A 16,461-nucleotide genomic window follows, 5' to 3' on the forward strand; every position below is an offset into this window, starting at 1 on the left:
CATGACCCAGAAACTGGTCATTGCCGTTTGCACCGCGCAGCGGCCGAAGATGCTGCAGGCGTGCCTGGAAAGCCTCGACAACATGATCGCGCCCGACGATACGCAGATGTCGATCGTCGTTGTGGAAAACGATCCCGAGCCCCATTTCACCGGCGCCGCGGCGGAGGAGATGAAGACCAGCCTGTCCCTGCCGGTGTTCTTCCATCACGAGAGACGCAAGGGCATTCCCTTTGCAAGGAACACGGCGCTTGAAGCCGCGCTGGAACAGGATCCCGACTGGATCGCGCTGATCGACGACGACGAGCGCGCGGAACCGGACTGGATCGAAAAGCTCCTGAAGGCGTGCCGCGAGCACAAGGCCGAGGTCGGCAACGGCCCCGTGCGCCGGATCTACGAGATACCCGCGCCGCACTGGTGGAAATCCCAGCTCCTGAAACCGCGCCCGACCGGCACGGTGATCACCGAAGCGCCGACCAACAACGTCATTCTGAGCGCCCGCGTCGTCAGGAAGGACGGCCTCGGCCTCAGGTTCGACGAGCGTCTGACCTTCGGCAGCGAGGACATCGACTTCTTCCGCCGCACCCACGCGGCCGGCGTGAAAATGATCTGGGTGGACGACGCCCTCGTCGAAGAGGACATCCCGGCCTCGCGCGTGACAACGGGCCGGTTGCTCAGCCGGATGCACATGGCCGCGACCTCGGGCGCGTTCAACATCGTCCTGCGCGAAGGCCGCTTCAAGGCCGCGCTGCATTTCATCCCGAAAAGCCTCAGGCGCATGTTCTTCGGCCTACTGGCCACAATCGTCGGCTTCGTACTCAAGCCCTTCGCGAAAAAGCGCGGTGAGAAACTCTATTATTACGGCCTGATCCGGCTGATGAAAGGGTCGGGCAATCTGCGCGGCCTGCTCGGCCGGGCGCACAACTATTATGACGTGATTGATGGCCATTGACCCGCCTATGAAGGTGAAGAAGCTCGCGCATATCCATCTGGGCGTCGACGGCGGTGCGGAGAAGTTCTTCGTGCGCCTCAGCGCTGCGCTTGCGCGCAAGGGCGTCGAGCAGATTGCCTTCATCCGGCACGACAGGCCATGGCGGGACGAGCTGGCAAGGCACTGCGACGTGCGCGAACTGCGTTTCAGCCGGTCGCATCTGAAACGTCACTTCGTGCGCTGGGGCATCGCCCGGCAGATCCGCAAGTTCGGCGCCACCGCCACCCTTGGCTGGATGAGCCCCGCCAGCAAATGGTTGCCTGCCCCCGGCGCCGACATGCGCACGTTCCTGCGCCTGGGAGACTGGCCGGACGGCTTCCACACCTATGGCAATGTCCAGGACCTGATCGGCAACACGCCCGAGATCATCCGGCAGGCCGTCGAGATGGGCTGGCCCGAGGCCCGGGCTCACGTGATCAGCAATTTCGTTGATCCCCTGCCCGCCGGCTTGACCCCGGTGAACCGGGCGGATTACGACACGCCGGAAGACGCCACGGTGCTGATCCATCTTGGCCGGTTTGTGGGGCGCAAGCGGTTTGACCTCGCCATCGAGGCGGTCTCCCGGCTGCCGGGGAATGTCCATGCCTGGCTGATCGGCGACGGCGAGCTGCTCGACGACATGAAGGCGCTCGCGCACAGGCTCGGCGTCGCGGACCGGGTGCATTTCCTTGGCTGGCAGCGCGACCCGTCACCCTTCCTGAAGGCTGCCGACATTCTGCTCTGCCCGACCGACGAGGAACCGCTCGGCAACATCGTCCTGGAGGGCTGGAACGCCGGATTGCCGGTGGTTGCCACCGCCTCTCCCGGCCCGAGCTGGCTGATCGATGACGGCGTGAACGGACTGCTGTCGCCGTGTGGCGATGCCGAGGCGTTGACGGGTTCCCTTTTCCGTGTCCTGGAAAACCGGGATCTGAAACAGGCGCTGGTTCAGGGCGGCAGCGCCAAATTGACGGAGCACTATTCGGAAGACGGTGTCGTGACGGCTTATGACCGCCTTCTCAGCAGTTGAAAACTGGCCTGCCAACGAAAACAGACTTTCGGGGCCGACTTTGCCGAGACACTGGAAACCTGCCTGCGGTTCGTGATATCCGGCACGCAGGCGCCGCAGCCGGCAAGGCCACGGGCAGGTTGCAGGCTGACCGGGATCAGCTTACCCGTGTCCTTGATAGGCCGCCGCGGATGAACAGGTTCTTTGTTGCGCGGATTGCAGCAATCAAATTATGGAAATCGGGATGTCCCGCCTTACAAGCAAATTGCGGTCTTTCGCGCATAAGAAATCCAAGCAGTTTTCGCGCAAGAACCTCTATGAGTTCATTCACGACGCCGCCAAGTCGGCCAAGGACCGGGGTGGGCGCTGCCTGAATATCGGCGCGGGCGGCGAGATCAACACGATCCTCCAGCAATATGGCCTGGACATCGTCAGCGTCGACATTGATCCGGACCGGAATCCCGATCTTGTGATGGACGCCTGCAACCTCGCCTTCGAGGACGGGACGTTCGACACCGTTTTTCTGTTCGAGGTGCTGGAACATGTGCCGGAGCCGCATCGGGCGGTGGCGGAGATCAACCGGGTTCTGAAACGGGACGGCAAAATCTTCTGCTCGACTCCCTTTGTCTTCGGGATCCACGACGCCCCGCACGACTATTTCCGCTATACCAAATATGGCCTGGCCTATTTGTTCCGCAGCTTTGACAATCTGAAGATTACCGAACGCAACAGTTACTACGAAACCGTCTGCGTGCTGATGCTGCGGTTGACGATTGTCCCCGACAAGCCAAGCCGGAATTTTGGCTTGGCGACGGCAGTTGCCGTCACCGTGCTCGCACCGGTCGTCTCGTTCATTTCGAAAGTGATCAAAAACCGCAGCATCACCACGGGATATACGCTAGAGGCGACGAAATCCGGATGACTTCGGCCGTTCTGTGACCGTGTCAGGCCTGATCCGATCCCGGGCGCCAGGACGCCAGGCCGGAACTTTCGCGCATGAGACCGCACTCGACGAGTGCGGATACGCCGTCAAACCGGCGGCTCCCCGCATAGCGCAGCCCCTCGTCCATGAGCCGGTCCATCTGCGTGTCGTAATCCAGATAGTGACCGGCATTGTCCGTGTGCTGTTTGCGCGCGATCGCCTCGGCAACCTTGCTCCTGAAATCGTCGAGATACTTGAAGTGCAGCAGCGCGCCCCAGTCCGGTGCGACCGCGACTTGCCTGTCGATGCCGTGCACACCGCCTGAAAACCGCATCCCCGTTTGCCACTTCAGCAGCGGAACCTTGCTCTGAACGGCGGCCGGACTCGGCAGGGCGTTTTTGACGAGCTTGAACAGCAGGTGATCCAGCTTGCGGCCCAATGCCGAGTTGCGGGTCTTCGCGCGCAGGGAAAAGACGGATCCCAGGAGAAGGCGGTCGAGCACCGTCCTGGGGCGCTTGGCGCGCTGGTGGAACAGGCGCTCGCGCGTGCCGCCGAAAACATGGCGCACCGGCGTCTTGTAGCGTTTGCCGTGGGACCCTTTCAGCGGATTGTAGCGGTAGCCGTCGCTGTCGAACCAGGGGCAACTCTCCAGGAAACTTTCCCCCGGCTGGTAGGACAGGTCCTTCAACGGCCCATCCGGATACATGTCCACCATCGGCGTGAACAACGCCCGGTAGCCGCCGGCATCGAGATAACGCGTCAGATCCCCAATGGAGAGATCGGGCCAGCCCGGATAGACCAGCAGTTCATCGACATCCGGGAAAATCACCCAGCGGTCAGCCAGATAGCGGTCGCAGAGGAGCTGCCGCCAGACAGACTTGTAGTCCCGATAGGGCTGTTTCGTTTCGATGACACTGATATCGGCCTGACCGGCAAGCAGTGCACCCGTACCGTCGCCGGAATTGTTGTCGACGACAATGAAATGCCCAACGCCCAGCCGACGATAATGGTCCAGGAAATACGGGAACCGCAGAACCTCGTTGTAGGCAAGGATCACGGCAACGACGCCGTCCTTCGGCAAGACGAGTTCATCCGCCTTCGGTGTTCCGAAGGCATCCGACAGCTGCCTGCCGAGCGCGGATTGGCCGTCCGGCTCGTGCCTGGTTTCAGGACCCGGCATAAAAGACGCTCTTTGTTGCCGGTGTGTCGAAATCAAAACCGAAGCGGTCGATGTCGGCAGCGTACCAGTCCGCGACGATCTGGATGGTCCTGTCCGTGTAAAGATCGCGGTAGTCGGCCCGCGACCGTGTGCTGATGTTGCGCCGTTTGAGTTCGCCGGTGAAACCGAGATAGGTCTGCATTTCGGCGCTCAGGTTTTCCTGGCGCAGAATGTCGGCTGCAAGCCTGCCTTCCTCATCGAGGACATAATCCTGCTGCGGATACCAGCCGGCGACGGCCCGGTGCCAGAAGTATTCGACCCGGCCCCACTTGTGGCGCTCTTCCAGGAATGCCTCGAATTCGGCCACGGAGGCCTCCGGAGGCACGTCTTCATAAGTGCGTGTCTGCAGTGAAAACTTGAACCTGGACACGGTGCGGGACCAGGGATTGCGCACGATCGCAAAGGCTTGCGTTGCCTTTCGGACGGACAGGTCAACATCACGCAGGCGCGCGTGTTCATAGCCCGGATTGCCGCCCCGCTCCGTCATGAAGGTCTTCAGCCCGTCCGCATAGGCCTTGCTCTTCAAGCGCCTGCGGTTGGCGATAACCAGCCTGTCCTGAAGCTGCGGTGCTTCACGTATCGCCATGCCACCGTTTTTCGGAATATGGATGAACAGGTGCTTTCTTGGTGCCAGTCCCAATCTGGAGGGCGCGAATTTCAAGAAATTCCTGATCTGGTATTCGTCCATGCTTTGCTTATCCGCGCCTGGCCGCAGGGCCCGCCGCTCGGGAACGGATCCTGAAGGCCGGTGACCAATCCTGTGGTGCCTTATCCGAATCCGCCGGACCTGTCCAATGCTCTGCGGGCCCAACAGGTCCCGGCCCTCGTTGACGGCCCGGACCTGCGGGTCTAAGTAACGGCGCGCTTTATCATGCCTGCATGAAATGCCAGACAACGGAAACGGACCCTCCAGGTGAGCAAACCCAAAGTACTCGTTCTTTTCCCGATCTTTAACGGCGAAAAGACCATGCGGGACAGCCTCGACTGCATCGCCGGTCAGGATTATGCCGACTTCAGGGCCGTGATCGTGGACAACAGGTCGACCGACGGCACCGCGGAGATCGCCCGCGCCTATTGCCAAAAGGACCCGCGGTTCGAGGTCCTGACCCAGGAAAGGCACCTGTCCGCGGTCGAGAACTTCATCTTCTGCATGGAATACGGCCAGGCCCATTCCGACTATTTTTGCCTGCGCGCCTGTGACGACCTGTCCAGCCAGAACTACCTCACGCAACTGGTGGATGCACTGGAGCAGAATCCGGACAAATTGCTGGCGGCGCCCACCGTCCGGCGGATCAGTGCGGACGGGGAACGGGTCCTGCACCCGGACCCGGCGGTTTTCGGTTATCCGCAATCCCTGGCCGCAGGCACCGTGCCCCGCGGACTGACCTATCCGGCCGAATGGTGCTATGGCCTGGTGCGCGCCAAAGGCGGCGCAGAGATCCTGATCCGGCGCTGGCGCGAATATCCCCATGCCTGGTGCGTCGCATCTTATGTGGTCGCCGAATTCGTCATGCGCGACCTGGCGATCTGGGTCGAGGACGCCGAGTTTGTCTTCATGATGGGATCCGGATCGTTCGAGAAATACGGTGCCAAGACCTTTTTCGACAAATTCAGGCAGCGTCTCAACTACACGCTCGGCTGTTACAGGGTGACTGCCAAGCTGCCGCCGATCCCGCTTCGAACCCGGATAAACCTGTTCCGGCGGCTGTGGCGGGATTCCCGCGCCAAGACGCGCTACGACCTGGAAGACCATGCTCTCAGGGCCATCGGACTGCGAAAGTAGGCGAAACCTGTTTGCAGCCCGGGCCGCCTTTGCTAGATAGACGCCGAAACGACAAGGCGTGACAGGACGGGCGCCAGCCGGACGAGCTCCCGGCAACTCGACGGCGGCCTCAACGTGACCTTCCCGAGCCTGTGCAGCGCGGTTCCACCGTTCTGTGCGTTCCGGTCCGGACGGTCCATTCATGGTGTGTGTGATGAAAGCAGTAATTCTGGCGGGCGGTCTGGGTACGCGGATCAGCGAGGAATCCCACCTCAAGCCAAAGCCGATGATCGAGATCGGCGGCCGGCCGATCCTCTGGCACATCATGAAGATCTATGCCGCCAACGGGATCACCGATTTCGTGATCTGCTGCGGCTACAAGGGCTATGTGATCAAGGAGTATTTTGCCAACTACTTCCTGCACATGTCCGACGTGACCTTCCACATGGACGAAAACCGCATGGAAGTGCACCGCCAGCAGGCCGAGCCGTGGAAAGTCACCCTGGTCGACACCGGTGAAAGCACCATGACCGGCGGCCGCATCAAGCGGGTGGCGGACTATATCGACGACACCTTCTGCCTGACCTATGGCGACGGCGTCGCCGACGTGCGGGTCGACCGGCTCGTCGATCAGCACAAGGCCAGCGGCCTGGAAGCCACGGTCACGGCCATTCAGCCGCCGGGCCGGTTCGGTGCCCTGGACATCACGGACAACCAGGTCACGAGTTTCCTGGAAAAGCCCCAGGGCGACGGCCAATGGATCAATGGCGGTTTTTTCGTCTGCGAACCTTCCGTCATGACCCGGATCACCAGTGACGACATGCCCTGGGAAACCGAGCCGCTGCAGGGCCTTGCCAGGGACGGCCAACTGGGTGTCTACCGGCACGACGGCTTCTGGGCGGCCATGGACACGCTCCGGGAAAAGAACCAGCTTGAACAGCTCTGGCAATCCGGCAACGCCCCCTGGAAAGTCTGGTAAGCGGCATGGGATTCTGGAACGGCAAGAAAGTCCTGATCACCGGCCATACCGGTTTCAAGGGAGCATGGCTGAGCGAAATGCTGCTGGGCCGCGGCGCCGAGATTTTCGGTGTGGCGCTGCCTCCCGAGGGCGGCGACAGCCTGTTCGCGCAGCTGTCGCTCGACAAGCGCATGTCCGGCGCCCTGCTCGACATCCGGGATGCGGCGGCGCTGAAAACCGAGGTCGCGGCCTTTGCGCCCGACATCGTCCTGCATCTTGCCGCCCAGTCCCTGGTGCGCAGGTCCTACCAGGACCCGGTCGGCAACTGGGCGACCAATGTCATGGGCACGGTGCATCTGCTCGACGCCCTTCGCAGGCTTGAGCGTCCGGTGACCGCCGTGGTCGTGACCACCGACAAGGTCTACGAAAACCATGAATGGGCCTATGCCTACCGCGAGAGCGACCCACTCGGCGGCCACGACCCCTATTCGGCCTCCAAGGCAGCCTGCGAGCTGGTTTCGGCAAGCTGGAGGCGGTCGTTCGGCGGAACCCATCTCAAGATCGCCACCGCCCGCGCCGGCAATGTCATCGGCGGCGGTGACTGGGCCGAAGACCGTCTGGTGCCGGACATTGTCCGGTCGCTGAAGGCGGAACGACCCGTTGAAATCCGCAATCCGGCCTCGATCCGGCCCTGGCAACATGTGCTCGATCCGCTTCACGGCTATCTGACCCTGGCCGAGCGTCTGCACATGGCGTCCGGCGGTGCATTCCAGTCCGGCTACAATTTCGGACCCGAGCCGGCGGATGTACATTCCGTCCGCGCGCTCGCGGACACAGTGCTGCGTCACTGGCCCGGCCGCTGGACCGATGCCTCCGATCCAAACGCCGTGCACGAGGCGGGCCGCCTCAGCCTGTCGATCGACAAGGCACGCAGCGAGCTCGGCTGGTCCCCTGTCTGGCGGTTCGAGCAGGCCGTTGAAAACACCATCCACTGGTACCGCCAGGCCGATCTCGGCGCCGAGCCGGCGGAGCTGACGCGTGCGCAGATCAAGGCCTTCGAGGCCGCGACATGAGGTTTGCTCCGCTTCCCCTCGACGGCGCCTTCCGGATCGACCTGGAACGGCGGGGCGACAATCGCGGCTCGTTCGCGCGCATGTTCTGCCGCGAGGAATTTCGCGCATTCGGGCTCAACGAGACCTGGTCACAATGCAACGTTTCCCACAGCGTCCTGAAGGGAACGTTGCGCGGCATGCATTTCCAGCGCCCGCCAAAAGCCGATGCAAAGCTGGTGAAATGCATGGCCGGTGCGGTCTTCGACGTGATCGTGGACCTGCGGCGCGGATCTGCAGCCTTCGGACGCTGGGCCTCGGTGACGCTGACGGCCGAAGGCGGGGAGATGATCTACATCCCGAAAGGCTTCGCGCACGGTTTCCAGACACTGACAGACGACGCCGAACTGCTCTATTTCCATTCCGACAGCTACAGCCCGGAGAACGAGGGCGGCCTCTTCCATAGCGACCCTGAGGTCGGCATCACCTGGCCGCTGCCGGTCACCAACCTTTCCGAGCGCGACCGGACCCTGCCGCCCCTTTCCAAGGTGGACCCTATCTGATGACCCAAGCCTGCCGCCATTGCGGACAAGACCTGACGAGACAATTCCTGGATCTCGGCTATGCGCCGCCGTCGAATGCCTATCTCGCCGCGGAAGACCTGACCGCGCCGGAAGTCACCTACCCGCTGCGCCTGATGGTCTGCGACAGCTGTTTTCTGGTCCAGACCCAGGACTACACCGCAGCCGACAGTCTGTTCGACAAGGACTACGCTTATTTTTCCTCGACGTCGAAAAGCTGGCTAGCACATGCGGCGACCTATGCTGCCGCCATCACCGGGCGGCTCGGACTGACCGGGGACAGCTTCGTGGTCGAGGTGGCGTCGAATGACGGCTACCTCCTGAAGAATTTCGTCGAGGCCGGCATTCCCTGCCTCGGCATCGAGCCGACGGCATCCACCGCAGAAGCGGCCGAAGCCCTCGGCATCCCGGTCGAACGCACTTTCTTCGGCGAGGCGTTCGCGGACGACCTTGCCGCCAGCGGCAAATCCGCCGATCTCATCATCGGCAACAACGTCTATGCCCACGTGCCGGACATCAACGACTTCACCCGCGGCCTGGCGCGCCTTCTGAAGCCCGAGGGCGTGATCACGCTTGAATTCCCGCATCTCATGAGGCTGGTCGAGTTCTGCCAGTTCGACACCGTCTACCACGAGCACTTTTCCTATCTGTCGCTCGGCACCGTGGCGCGAATCTTCGAAGCCGCCGGGCTCCGGATCTTCGATGTGGAGGAACTTCCCACGCATGGAGGCAGCCTTCGGGTCTACGGGTGCCGGAAGGACAGCGGCCACGCGGAAACCGGCGCGGTGTCCGGTTTGCGCGCCGAGGAACAACGACGGGGCATGGAGACCACCGGCTATTATGCCGACTTCCAGCACCGCGCCGAGGACGTGAAAAACCGGTTCGTGTCGTTTCTTCTGGAGGCCAGGCAGGCAGGCAAGTCCGTTGCCGGCTACGGCGCGGCGGCCAAGGGCAACACCCTGTTGAACTTCGCGGGCATTCGTCCGGACCTGCTGCCGTTCGTCTGCGACGCGGCACCGGCAAAACAGGACAAGTTCCTGCCCGGCAGCCACATTCCGGTGCTCCCGCCGCAGGTGCTTCAGGACCGCAGGCCGGATTACCTGATCATCCTGCCCTGGAACATTGCCGAGGAAGTCCGCCAGCAGAATGCCGGACTTGCCGCGCAGGGCACGCAATTCGTAACCTTCATCCCCGAAACCCGTATCCTGGGCGGCGCCGCCTGATCGCGCGACGTCCCGAAGCCAGCGAATGAAAGCCGACACCGAGCTGCCATGACCCTTGAGATCGATCCCACGGCGCGCGTTTCCAGGCTCGCCGACATCGAAGACAGCGTGCGGGGCACCGTCATCCGCATCGGCGCGCGCTCGGTCGTCGACAGCTTCGTCAAGATCAAGCCGGCGGGCGGGAGCGGCGATGTCGTTATCGGCGAGAATGTCACGCTCAATTCCGGCTGCGTCATCTATACCGGCCACGGCCTGACCATCGGCGACAACGTGGCCATCGCGGCCAACTGCACCTTCGCGCCGGTCAATCACGCCTTCGAGGACCGCAACCGGCTCATTGTCGAGCAGGGGTTCCAGCCGAGCCGCGGCGGCATCAGGATCGGTGACGACGTCTGGATTGGCGCCAACTGCGTTTTCCTTGACGGTGCCGTGGTCAACACCGGCTGCGTCATCGCCGCCGGCACCGTGGTGAAGGGCGAGGTTCCGGCCTATTCGGTCGTCGCGGGCAATCCCATGCGCCTGATCGGAACGCGGACATGAAGGCGACGGTGCTTGGCGCAAGCGGCTTTATCGGCCGCAATCTCGTCCGCCATCTGCAGAGCGCGGGCTATGAGGTTGCAACCCCCGGACGTCATGAGATCGAGAACCTCGGCGGGCCCCTCGGCAGGGTGTTCTATTGCATCGGCATGACGGGCAATTTCCGGGATCGGCCGCTCGGCACCGTCGACGTTCATGCGGGCCTGCCCGGACGATTGCTGGAGCAGACCGATTTCGAGTCCTTCGTGTATTTCTCCAGCACGCGGATCTATGCGCAGGCCGCAGGCAGTAACGAAACGTCGGAAACGGCCCCGATCGCGGTCACCCCGTCGGCTGACACCACCTACGACCTCTCCAAGATGCTGGGCGAAGCGCTGTGCCTGTCTCACGAACAGGCGGGCGTCAAGGTGATCCGGCTGTCGAATGTCTACGGTCCCGACCAGGGCACGGCCACCTTTCTGGGGTCGCTGCTGGAGGACCTTGCCGGCACCGGACAGACGACCATCCGCGAAGCCCCCGGCTCCTCGAAGGACTATGTCGCCGTGGACGATGTCGTCCAGCTGGCGGAACGGATCGCGCGGACCGGCCGCCACCGGACCTACAATGTTGCCAGCGGCCAGCCGGTCAGCCATGAAGAAATCGCGGAGGCCGTCAGGAATGAGGGCCTTTCCTGTACATTCACGCCCGGCGGTGTCCGCAGGGCCTTTCCTCAAATCAACATCGAACGCATCCGGACCGAGTTCGGCTTTTCACCGCGTTCTCTCCTGAAGGACCTGCCGGCGCTGTTGCGCGCGGCCGGCGGCAACGCCGCCAAATCGAGAGTAGACTCATGAGCAAAGACACCGACCCGATCCGGGAATTCGAGATCGAAAGACAACAGCGCATCGCCGGCTATGCCGGGGAGGCCGGATGGCAGGCGCAGTCCCGTGGCTGGATGAAGACCGCATTCGACCAGAAATACATGTACAACTTCGCCTGGGGCGGCCGGCCGATCATCCAGCTTCCGACCGACATGGCCGTGTTTCAGGAAATCGTCTGGGCGACCAGGCCGGACCTGATCATCGAGACCGGCATCGCCCATGGCGGCTCCCTGATCATGAGCGCCTCCCTCTTGGCCATGCTCGACTATTGCGATGCCGTGGAAAGCGGCGGCGTCGTCGATCCGAAAACGGCCAAGAGACGCGTTCTCGGACTTGATATCGACATCCGGGCCCACAACCGGACGGCAATGGAAGCCCACCCGATGTCGGCCAAGATCGACATGTTCGAGGGGTCCTCGGTCGAGGACGGCATGATCCGGCGGGTTCACGACTACGCCAGGGACTATGAGCGTGTTCTGGTCTGCCTCGACAGCAACCACACCCACGAGCATGTGCTGGCCGAGCTGAACGCCTATGCCGGCCTGGCCACGCCGGGCAGCTATTGCCTTGTCTTCGACACCGTTATCGAGGATCTGCCGGAAGACACGTTCCCGGACCGGCCGTGGGCGCCGGGCAACAATGCCAAGACGGCCGTGCACGAATTCCTGAGATCCCATCCGGAGTTCGAGATCGACCAGGAGATCAACAACAAGCTCCTGATTTCGGCTGCGCCGGACGGCTGGCTGAAGCGGACCGGTTGACCATTTCCTCGTCGAAACCCCTCAACGCCTGAGGGCGATCCGGTGATGCCGGATCGCCACCTTCCAGGACGTTCCGGTCATGGGTTCGCCGTCCAGATTGAACTGCACGGGTTCCGACGTCTCGATGGTGATGTTGCGGGACCTTTTTTCAACGAACCCGCCATTGAGGCCCTCGACACCGCGTTCCATGAGCGCGGAGAACAGATCGATGACCTTTCCCGAGTCCGGGAAGGGCACGATCGTCAGGTCGAGAAGGCCGTCGTCAAGTTCCGCCCTTGGACATAGCCGGATGCCGCCACCCGCCCGCCGGCCGTTGCCGATGGCGAGTGCCAGGAAGGGGCCTTCCCAGGAGAAGTCTTCCGTCTCCACCCGGGCCTCGCAGGCGGCAAGCTCCGAAAACCGGTGCAGGCCCGTGAAAAGATAGGCCGCGCCGCCGAGCACCTTCTTGAGATTGGGGTCGGTCTGCGCCGTCACCTGCGTTCCGAATCCGCCCGTGGCCATGTTTACGAACACCCGGCCATTGACCTCGCCGACATCCGTGGGCCTTGCCGACGCGCGCGTGGCAAACCGCAGGCAGGCGGGAATGTCATTGGGATCAAGCTGGAGGTGGCGGGCAAAATCATTTGCAGTGCCGAGCGGCAGCACGGCGAAGGAAAACGGCGGCCGCTCATCACCGGATATCTGTTGAAGAGCCGCGTCGACCACCTCGTGCAGAGTGCCGTCGCCACCCCCGCTGACCACCGTGTCGATGGGGCTGTCGGCGTGGTCGTGCAGCGCTTCTGTCACCAACCGGGCCACGTCCCCGGCCTCGTAGGTCACCCGCACCGAAACGTCATGGCCCATGTCACGGACCGCGTCGACCGCGGCGCGCACGTCGGTCCGGCCGGCGGACTTGCCGTTGAGGATCAGGCGCAGATGCTGTTTCTTCAAAGTCGTGTCCCCTGGTTCAGCGGAGTTCCCGTTGGATGTAGATGGACATCGGGAGCCCCTTTCGGAAGGGCCGGCAGGTCCCGGCGTTGTAGTGCACGATACATGCGCCTGGCCGTTCAGCCCGGCAGCATGGTTTCACGGCGCGTGCGGGCGGTCCGCGCTTCCTCCATCAACCACTTGCGGAAAGCGGACACCACCGGCCGCATGGTGCGTCCTTCCGGGTAAACGAAGTAATAGGCGGTCTGTTGCGCCAGGGACAGGTCGAACAGGCGCACCAGCCGTCCGGAGGCCAGCTCCTCCTCGATGAAAAACCGCGGGATCAAGGCCGCGCCCGCATGGTGGATCGCGGCCTCCGAGATCATCACGAACTGCTCGAACCGCGCTCCCTGGAAGGCGGCGTCGGTCTCCACGCCCGCCAGATCGAACCATTGCCGCCACGCCAGCGGCCTTGTCGCGAGCTGCAGGCGCGGCACGCGGGCAAGATCCGACGGCTTGCGGATCTCGTGGCGGTCACGAAAGGCGCGGGAGGCGACGGGAACGACCTCTTCGTCGAACAGGCGCTCGGCAATTGCGCCGGCCCAGACGGGGTCTCCGTGGTGAATGGCACCGTCAAACGGCTCCTCGTCGAAGTCGAAGGGCTGCAGGCGCACGCTCAGGTTCAGGCCGGCGTCCGGATAACGGCGATCGAATTCAGCGAGCCGCGGTGCCAGCCAACGCGTGCCGAAGGTGGGCAGCACCGCCAGGTTCAGGACATCGGCACTGCCCGCGTAGGACATGACCTGGCGTGTGGCCGCCGTCATCTGCTCCAGAGCGCCGCGAATGTCATGCAGGTAAAGACGCCCGGCGTCGGTCAGGACGATGCGCTGGCGCACACGGCGGAACAGTTCCACCCCGAGCCTGTCCTCCAGGTGGCGCACCTGCTTGGAAACAGCTCCTTGCGTGAGGTGCAGCTCTTCCGCTGCGCGGGTGAAACTCAGGTGCCGGGCGGCGCACTCGAAAGCGATCAGCGTATCGGCCGGCGGAACAAAGGCGCGTCGCATCGACTTTCATCCAGTTCATTCCATTTCGTCATGAATGATGGATGAGGTTTCGCTTTTCTGCAAACAAAATTGCGACAAGACTAGAAGAAACAGAATGACCTGCGGCAGCCAAGCGCCGCAATCCAACGGCCTGGATCCAGGAAGGCCTCGGGAGACACGATCATGAACGCACCGGCAACCATCAAGTCCGCACCCTCGGGCGGCGGCACGTTCGACTGGCAGGATCCGTTCCATCTGCGCGACCAGCTCGGCGAAGACGAACAGCTCATCCAGGACACCGCCCGCGCCTATGCGCAGGACAAGCTGCTGCCGCGCGTGATCGAGGCCTATCGCGAGGAAAAGACCGACCGCTCGATCTTCAACGAGATGGGTGAGCTTGGCCTGCTCGGCGTTACCTTGCCGGAAGAATACGGTTGCGCCGGAGCCTCCTATGTCTCCTACGGCGTGGTTGCCCGCGAGATCGAACGCGTCGACAGCGGCTACCGCTCGATGATGAGCGTGCAGTCCTCGCTGGTCATGTATCCGATCTATGCCTATGGCTCGGAGGAACAGCGCCAGAAATACCTGCCGAAACTGGCCTCCGGCGAATATGTCGGCTGCTTCGGCCTGACCGAGCCCGATGCGGGCTCGGACCCTGCCGGCATGCGCACCCGGGCGGAAAAGATCGACGGCGGCTACAAGCTGACCGGTTCGAAGATGTGGATCTCCAATTCGCCGATCGCGGATGTCTTCGTGGTCTGGGCGAAGTCGGAAGCCCATGACGGCGCCATTCGCGGCTTCGTGCTCGACAAGGGCATGAAGGGCCTGTCCGCGCCAAAGGTCGGCGGCAAGCTGTCCCTGCGCGCCTCCATCACCGGCGAGATCGTCATGGACGGGGTCGAGGTCGGCGAAGACGCGCTGCTGCCGAATGTCTCCGGCCTGAAGGGCCCGTTCGGCTGTCTCAACCGCGCCCGCTACGGCATTGCCTGGGGCTCCATGGGCGCAGCCGAGGACTGCTGGACCCGCGCCCGCCAGTACGGCCTCGACCGGGAACAGTTCGGGCGCCCGCTGGCCCAGACCCAGCTGTTCCAGAAGAAACTGGCCGACATGCAGACGGAAATCACGCTTGGCCTTCAGGCCGCGCTCCGGGTCGGCCAGCTGTTTGATGCCGGCAAGGTCGCCCCGGAAATGATCTCCCTGATCAAGCGCAACAACTGCGGCAAGGCCCTGGACATTGCCCGCCAGGCCCGTGACATGCATGGCGGCAACGGCATCCAGGAGGAATACCACGTCATGCGCCACGCCCAGAACCTGGAAACGGTCAACACCTATGAAGGCACGCATGACGTTCACGCGCTGATCCTCGGCCGTGCCCAGACCGGTCTGCAGGCGTTTTTCTGATCCGATACTGAAGGTGTTTGATGCGGGCGGGCTGACCGCCCGCATCTGATTCAAGGTTCCGTTGCCAGAGCAGGAAGGCCTCATGTCGGACAGGACTGCGGATGTCGTCATCATCGGGGGAGCCGTCATGGGGTCCGCGGTTGCCTGCCACCTGTCCATGCGGGACGATTTCGACGGCCGCATCGTTGTCGTCGAGGCGGACCCGGCCTACGAGATCTGTGCCTCCGCCCGGTCCGCCGCGTCCATCCGGCAGCAGTTCTCAAGCTCGGTCAATATCGAGATATCGCTCTACGGCATCCGCTTCCTGAGAGAGATCGGCGCCGAACTGGCGGTCGACACCGACCGCCCCGCGATCGACCTGCACGAAGGCGGCTACCTCTTCCTGGCAACACCCGACAAGCTGGACATTCTCCGGGAGAACCACCGGCTGCAGCAGCAGCTCGGCGCGGATATCGGCTTTCTGGACGCCGCCGCGCTGAAGGCGAAATTTCCCTGGCTGGAGGTTTCCGATCTCGCCGCCGGCTGCCACGGCCTGACGGGCGAGGGCTGGTTCGACGGCTATGGCCTGATGCAAGCCTTCCGCAGGAAAGCCCGCTCGCTCGGCGTCGACTATCTGCCGGCGCATGCTTCCCTCGACAGGCAAGGCGGCGCCTGGCAGGTTCGACTGTCGAGCGGAGACACATTGTCCGCGCCGGTCGTCGTCAATTGCGCCGGTGCCTCCGGCGGTCCGGAGCTCTGCCGCCAGGCCGGGCTGGATCTGCCGATCGTCCCGAAAAAACGCTGCGTCTTCACGTTTGAGTGCCGCGACAGGCTGGAGCGGTTTCCACTCTTGATCGACCCGACCGGCACCTATGTGCGCCCCGAAGGCACGGGCTATATCTGCGGCTCGGCACCGCCGCCGGACATGGATCCGGACTGCACCGATTTCGATGTCGACCACGGCCTGTTCGAAGAGCATATCTGGCCCACGCTGGCGGCCCGTGTCCCCGCCTTCGAGGCGATCCGTCCCGGCGCGGCGTGGGCCGGCAGCTACGATATGAACCTGTTCGACCACAACGCCTTCATCGGCGCGGTTCCCGGGATCGACGGCCTGTTTCTGGCCCTGGGCTTTTCCGGCCACGGCCTGCAGCAGTCCCCGGCGGTCGGGCGCGGGCTGGCCGAACTGATCGCCACGGGCGGCTACCAGTCGCTGGACCTGTCGCCGCTGGCGGTCGACCGGCTGGCAGCGAACCGGCCGATCGTGGAAAAGAACGTCGTGTGAGA

Annotated in this window: 17 protein-coding genes; 13 read left to right on the forward strand and 4 right to left on the reverse strand. The window is 63.3% G+C overall.

Going from position 1 to position 16,461, the window contains the following annotated elements; all coding sequences use genetic code 11:
- Position 1: 1 nt before the first annotated feature.
- The 3 genes from O6760_RS05930 (at position 2) to O6760_RS05940 (ending at position 2,898) form a co-directional block, all read left to right on the forward strand.
- The gene (locus tag O6760_RS05930) at positions 2 to 949 is read left to right on the forward strand and encodes a glycosyltransferase family 2 protein (RefSeq protein WP_269584564.1); all 948 of its coding nucleotides are present in this window, start codon (positions 2 to 4) and stop codon (positions 947 to 949) included.
- Positions 939 to 1,997: a glycosyltransferase gene (locus O6760_RS05935; RefSeq protein ID WP_269584565.1), complete on the forward strand. Its 1,059-nt coding sequence runs from the start codon at positions 939 to 941 to the stop codon at positions 1,995 to 1,997. Before O6760_RS05930 ends, O6760_RS05935 begins: the two co-directional genes overlap by 11 nt.
- A 223-nt stretch (positions 1,998 to 2,220) precedes the next feature.
- Positions 2,221 to 2,898, forward strand: coding sequence for a class I SAM-dependent methyltransferase (locus tag O6760_RS05940; protein WP_269584566.1), 678 nt, complete (start codon positions 2,221 to 2,223; stop codon positions 2,896 to 2,898).
- 22 nt (positions 2,899 to 2,920) lie between these two features.
- Here O6760_RS05940 and O6760_RS05945 read toward each other — a convergent pair whose 3' ends face one another.
- Complete coding sequence (locus O6760_RS05945; RefSeq protein ID WP_269584567.1) at positions 2,921 to 4,078, reverse strand: glycosyltransferase family 2 protein; 1,158 nt, start codon at positions 4,076 to 4,078, stop codon at positions 2,921 to 2,923.
- The gene (locus O6760_RS05950; RefSeq protein WP_269584568.1) at positions 4,065 to 4,805 is read right to left on the reverse strand and encodes a sulfotransferase family 2 domain-containing protein; all 741 of its coding nucleotides are present in this window, start codon (positions 4,803 to 4,805) and stop codon (positions 4,065 to 4,067) included. The genes O6760_RS05945 and O6760_RS05950 overlap by 14 nt, the downstream gene beginning before the upstream one ends.
- A 225-nt stretch (positions 4,806 to 5,030) precedes the next feature.
- Here O6760_RS05950 and O6760_RS05955 point away from each other — a divergent pair, with 225 nt between their 5' ends.
- The 8 genes from O6760_RS05955 (at position 5,031) to O6760_RS05990 (ending at position 11,848) form a co-directional block, all read left to right on the forward strand.
- The gene (locus O6760_RS05955) at positions 5,031 to 5,900 is read left to right on the forward strand and encodes a glycosyltransferase family 2 protein (RefSeq protein ID WP_269584569.1); all 870 of its coding nucleotides are present in this window, start codon (positions 5,031 to 5,033) and stop codon (positions 5,898 to 5,900) included.
- 193 nt (positions 5,901 to 6,093) lie between these two features.
- Positions 6,094 to 6,858, forward strand: coding sequence for a glucose-1-phosphate cytidylyltransferase (gene rfbF, locus O6760_RS05960; RefSeq protein ID WP_269584570.1), 765 nt, complete (start codon positions 6,094 to 6,096; stop codon positions 6,856 to 6,858).
- A 5-nt stretch (positions 6,859 to 6,863) separates the two neighbouring features.
- Positions 6,864 to 7,910 carry a CDP-glucose 4,6-dehydratase gene (gene rfbG, locus O6760_RS05965; RefSeq protein ID WP_269584571.1) on the forward strand — a complete coding sequence of 349 codons (1,047 nt, stop codon included), beginning with the start codon at positions 6,864 to 6,866 and terminating at the stop codon, positions 7,908 to 7,910.
- Complete coding sequence (rfbC, locus tag O6760_RS05970; RefSeq protein WP_269584572.1) at positions 7,907 to 8,449, forward strand: dTDP-4-dehydrorhamnose 3,5-epimerase; 543 nt, start codon at positions 7,907 to 7,909, stop codon at positions 8,447 to 8,449. Before rfbG ends, rfbC begins: the two co-directional genes overlap by 4 nt.
- Positions 8,446 to 9,690 carry a methyltransferase domain-containing protein gene (locus O6760_RS05975; protein WP_442969919.1) on the forward strand — a complete coding sequence of 415 codons (1,245 nt, stop codon included), beginning with the start codon at positions 8,446 to 8,448 and terminating at the stop codon, positions 9,688 to 9,690. The genes rfbC and O6760_RS05975 overlap by 4 nt, the downstream gene beginning before the upstream one ends.
- 48 nt (positions 9,691 to 9,738) lie before the next feature.
- Positions 9,739 to 10,230 (forward strand): acyltransferase, encoded by a 492-nt coding sequence (locus tag O6760_RS05980; RefSeq protein WP_269584574.1) that lies wholly within the window; start codon positions 9,739 to 9,741, stop codon positions 10,228 to 10,230.
- Positions 10,227 to 11,060, forward strand: a complete 834-nt coding sequence (locus O6760_RS05985; RefSeq protein ID WP_269584575.1) for an NAD-dependent epimerase/dehydratase family protein — start codon at positions 10,227 to 10,229, stop codon at positions 11,058 to 11,060. Before O6760_RS05980 ends, O6760_RS05985 begins: the two co-directional genes overlap by 4 nt.
- Positions 11,057 to 11,848, forward strand: coding sequence for a cephalosporin hydroxylase family protein (locus tag O6760_RS05990; protein WP_269584576.1), 792 nt, complete (start codon positions 11,057 to 11,059; stop codon positions 11,846 to 11,848). Before O6760_RS05985 ends, O6760_RS05990 begins: the two co-directional genes overlap by 4 nt.
- Positions 11,849 to 11,869: 21 nt before the next feature.
- On the opposite strand, the gene yegS is transcribed toward O6760_RS05990, so the two are convergent.
- Both yegS and gcvA read right to left on the reverse strand, forming a co-directional pair.
- A complete protein-coding gene (gene yegS, locus O6760_RS05995) occupies positions 11,870 to 12,778 on the reverse strand; it encodes a lipid kinase YegS (RefSeq protein WP_269584577.1) in 909 nt (302 codons plus the stop codon).
- A gap of 116 nt (positions 12,779 to 12,894) precedes the next feature.
- Positions 12,895 to 13,818: a transcriptional regulator GcvA gene (gcvA, locus tag O6760_RS06000; RefSeq protein WP_269584578.1), complete on the reverse strand. Its 924-nt coding sequence runs from the start codon at positions 13,816 to 13,818 to the stop codon at positions 12,895 to 12,897.
- Positions 13,819 to 13,980: 162 nt separating this feature from the next.
- On the opposite strand from gcvA, the gene O6760_RS06005 reads away from it, so the two are divergent.
- Positions 13,981 to 15,198 carry an acyl-CoA dehydrogenase gene (locus O6760_RS06005; protein ID WP_269584579.1) on the forward strand — a complete coding sequence of 406 codons (1,218 nt, stop codon included), beginning with the start codon at positions 13,981 to 13,983 and terminating at the stop codon, positions 15,196 to 15,198.
- 82 nt (positions 15,199 to 15,280) lie between these two features.
- A complete protein-coding gene (locus O6760_RS06010) occupies positions 15,281 to 16,459 on the forward strand; it encodes an NAD(P)/FAD-dependent oxidoreductase (RefSeq protein ID WP_269584580.1) in 1,179 nt (392 codons plus the stop codon).
- Positions 16,460 to 16,461: the final 2 nt, after the last annotated feature.

Origin of the sequence: Roseibium sp. Sym1 (assembly GCF_027359675.1) — a bacterium.
Classification (GTDB): Bacteria; Pseudomonadota; Alphaproteobacteria; order Rhizobiales; family Stappiaceae; genus Roseibium.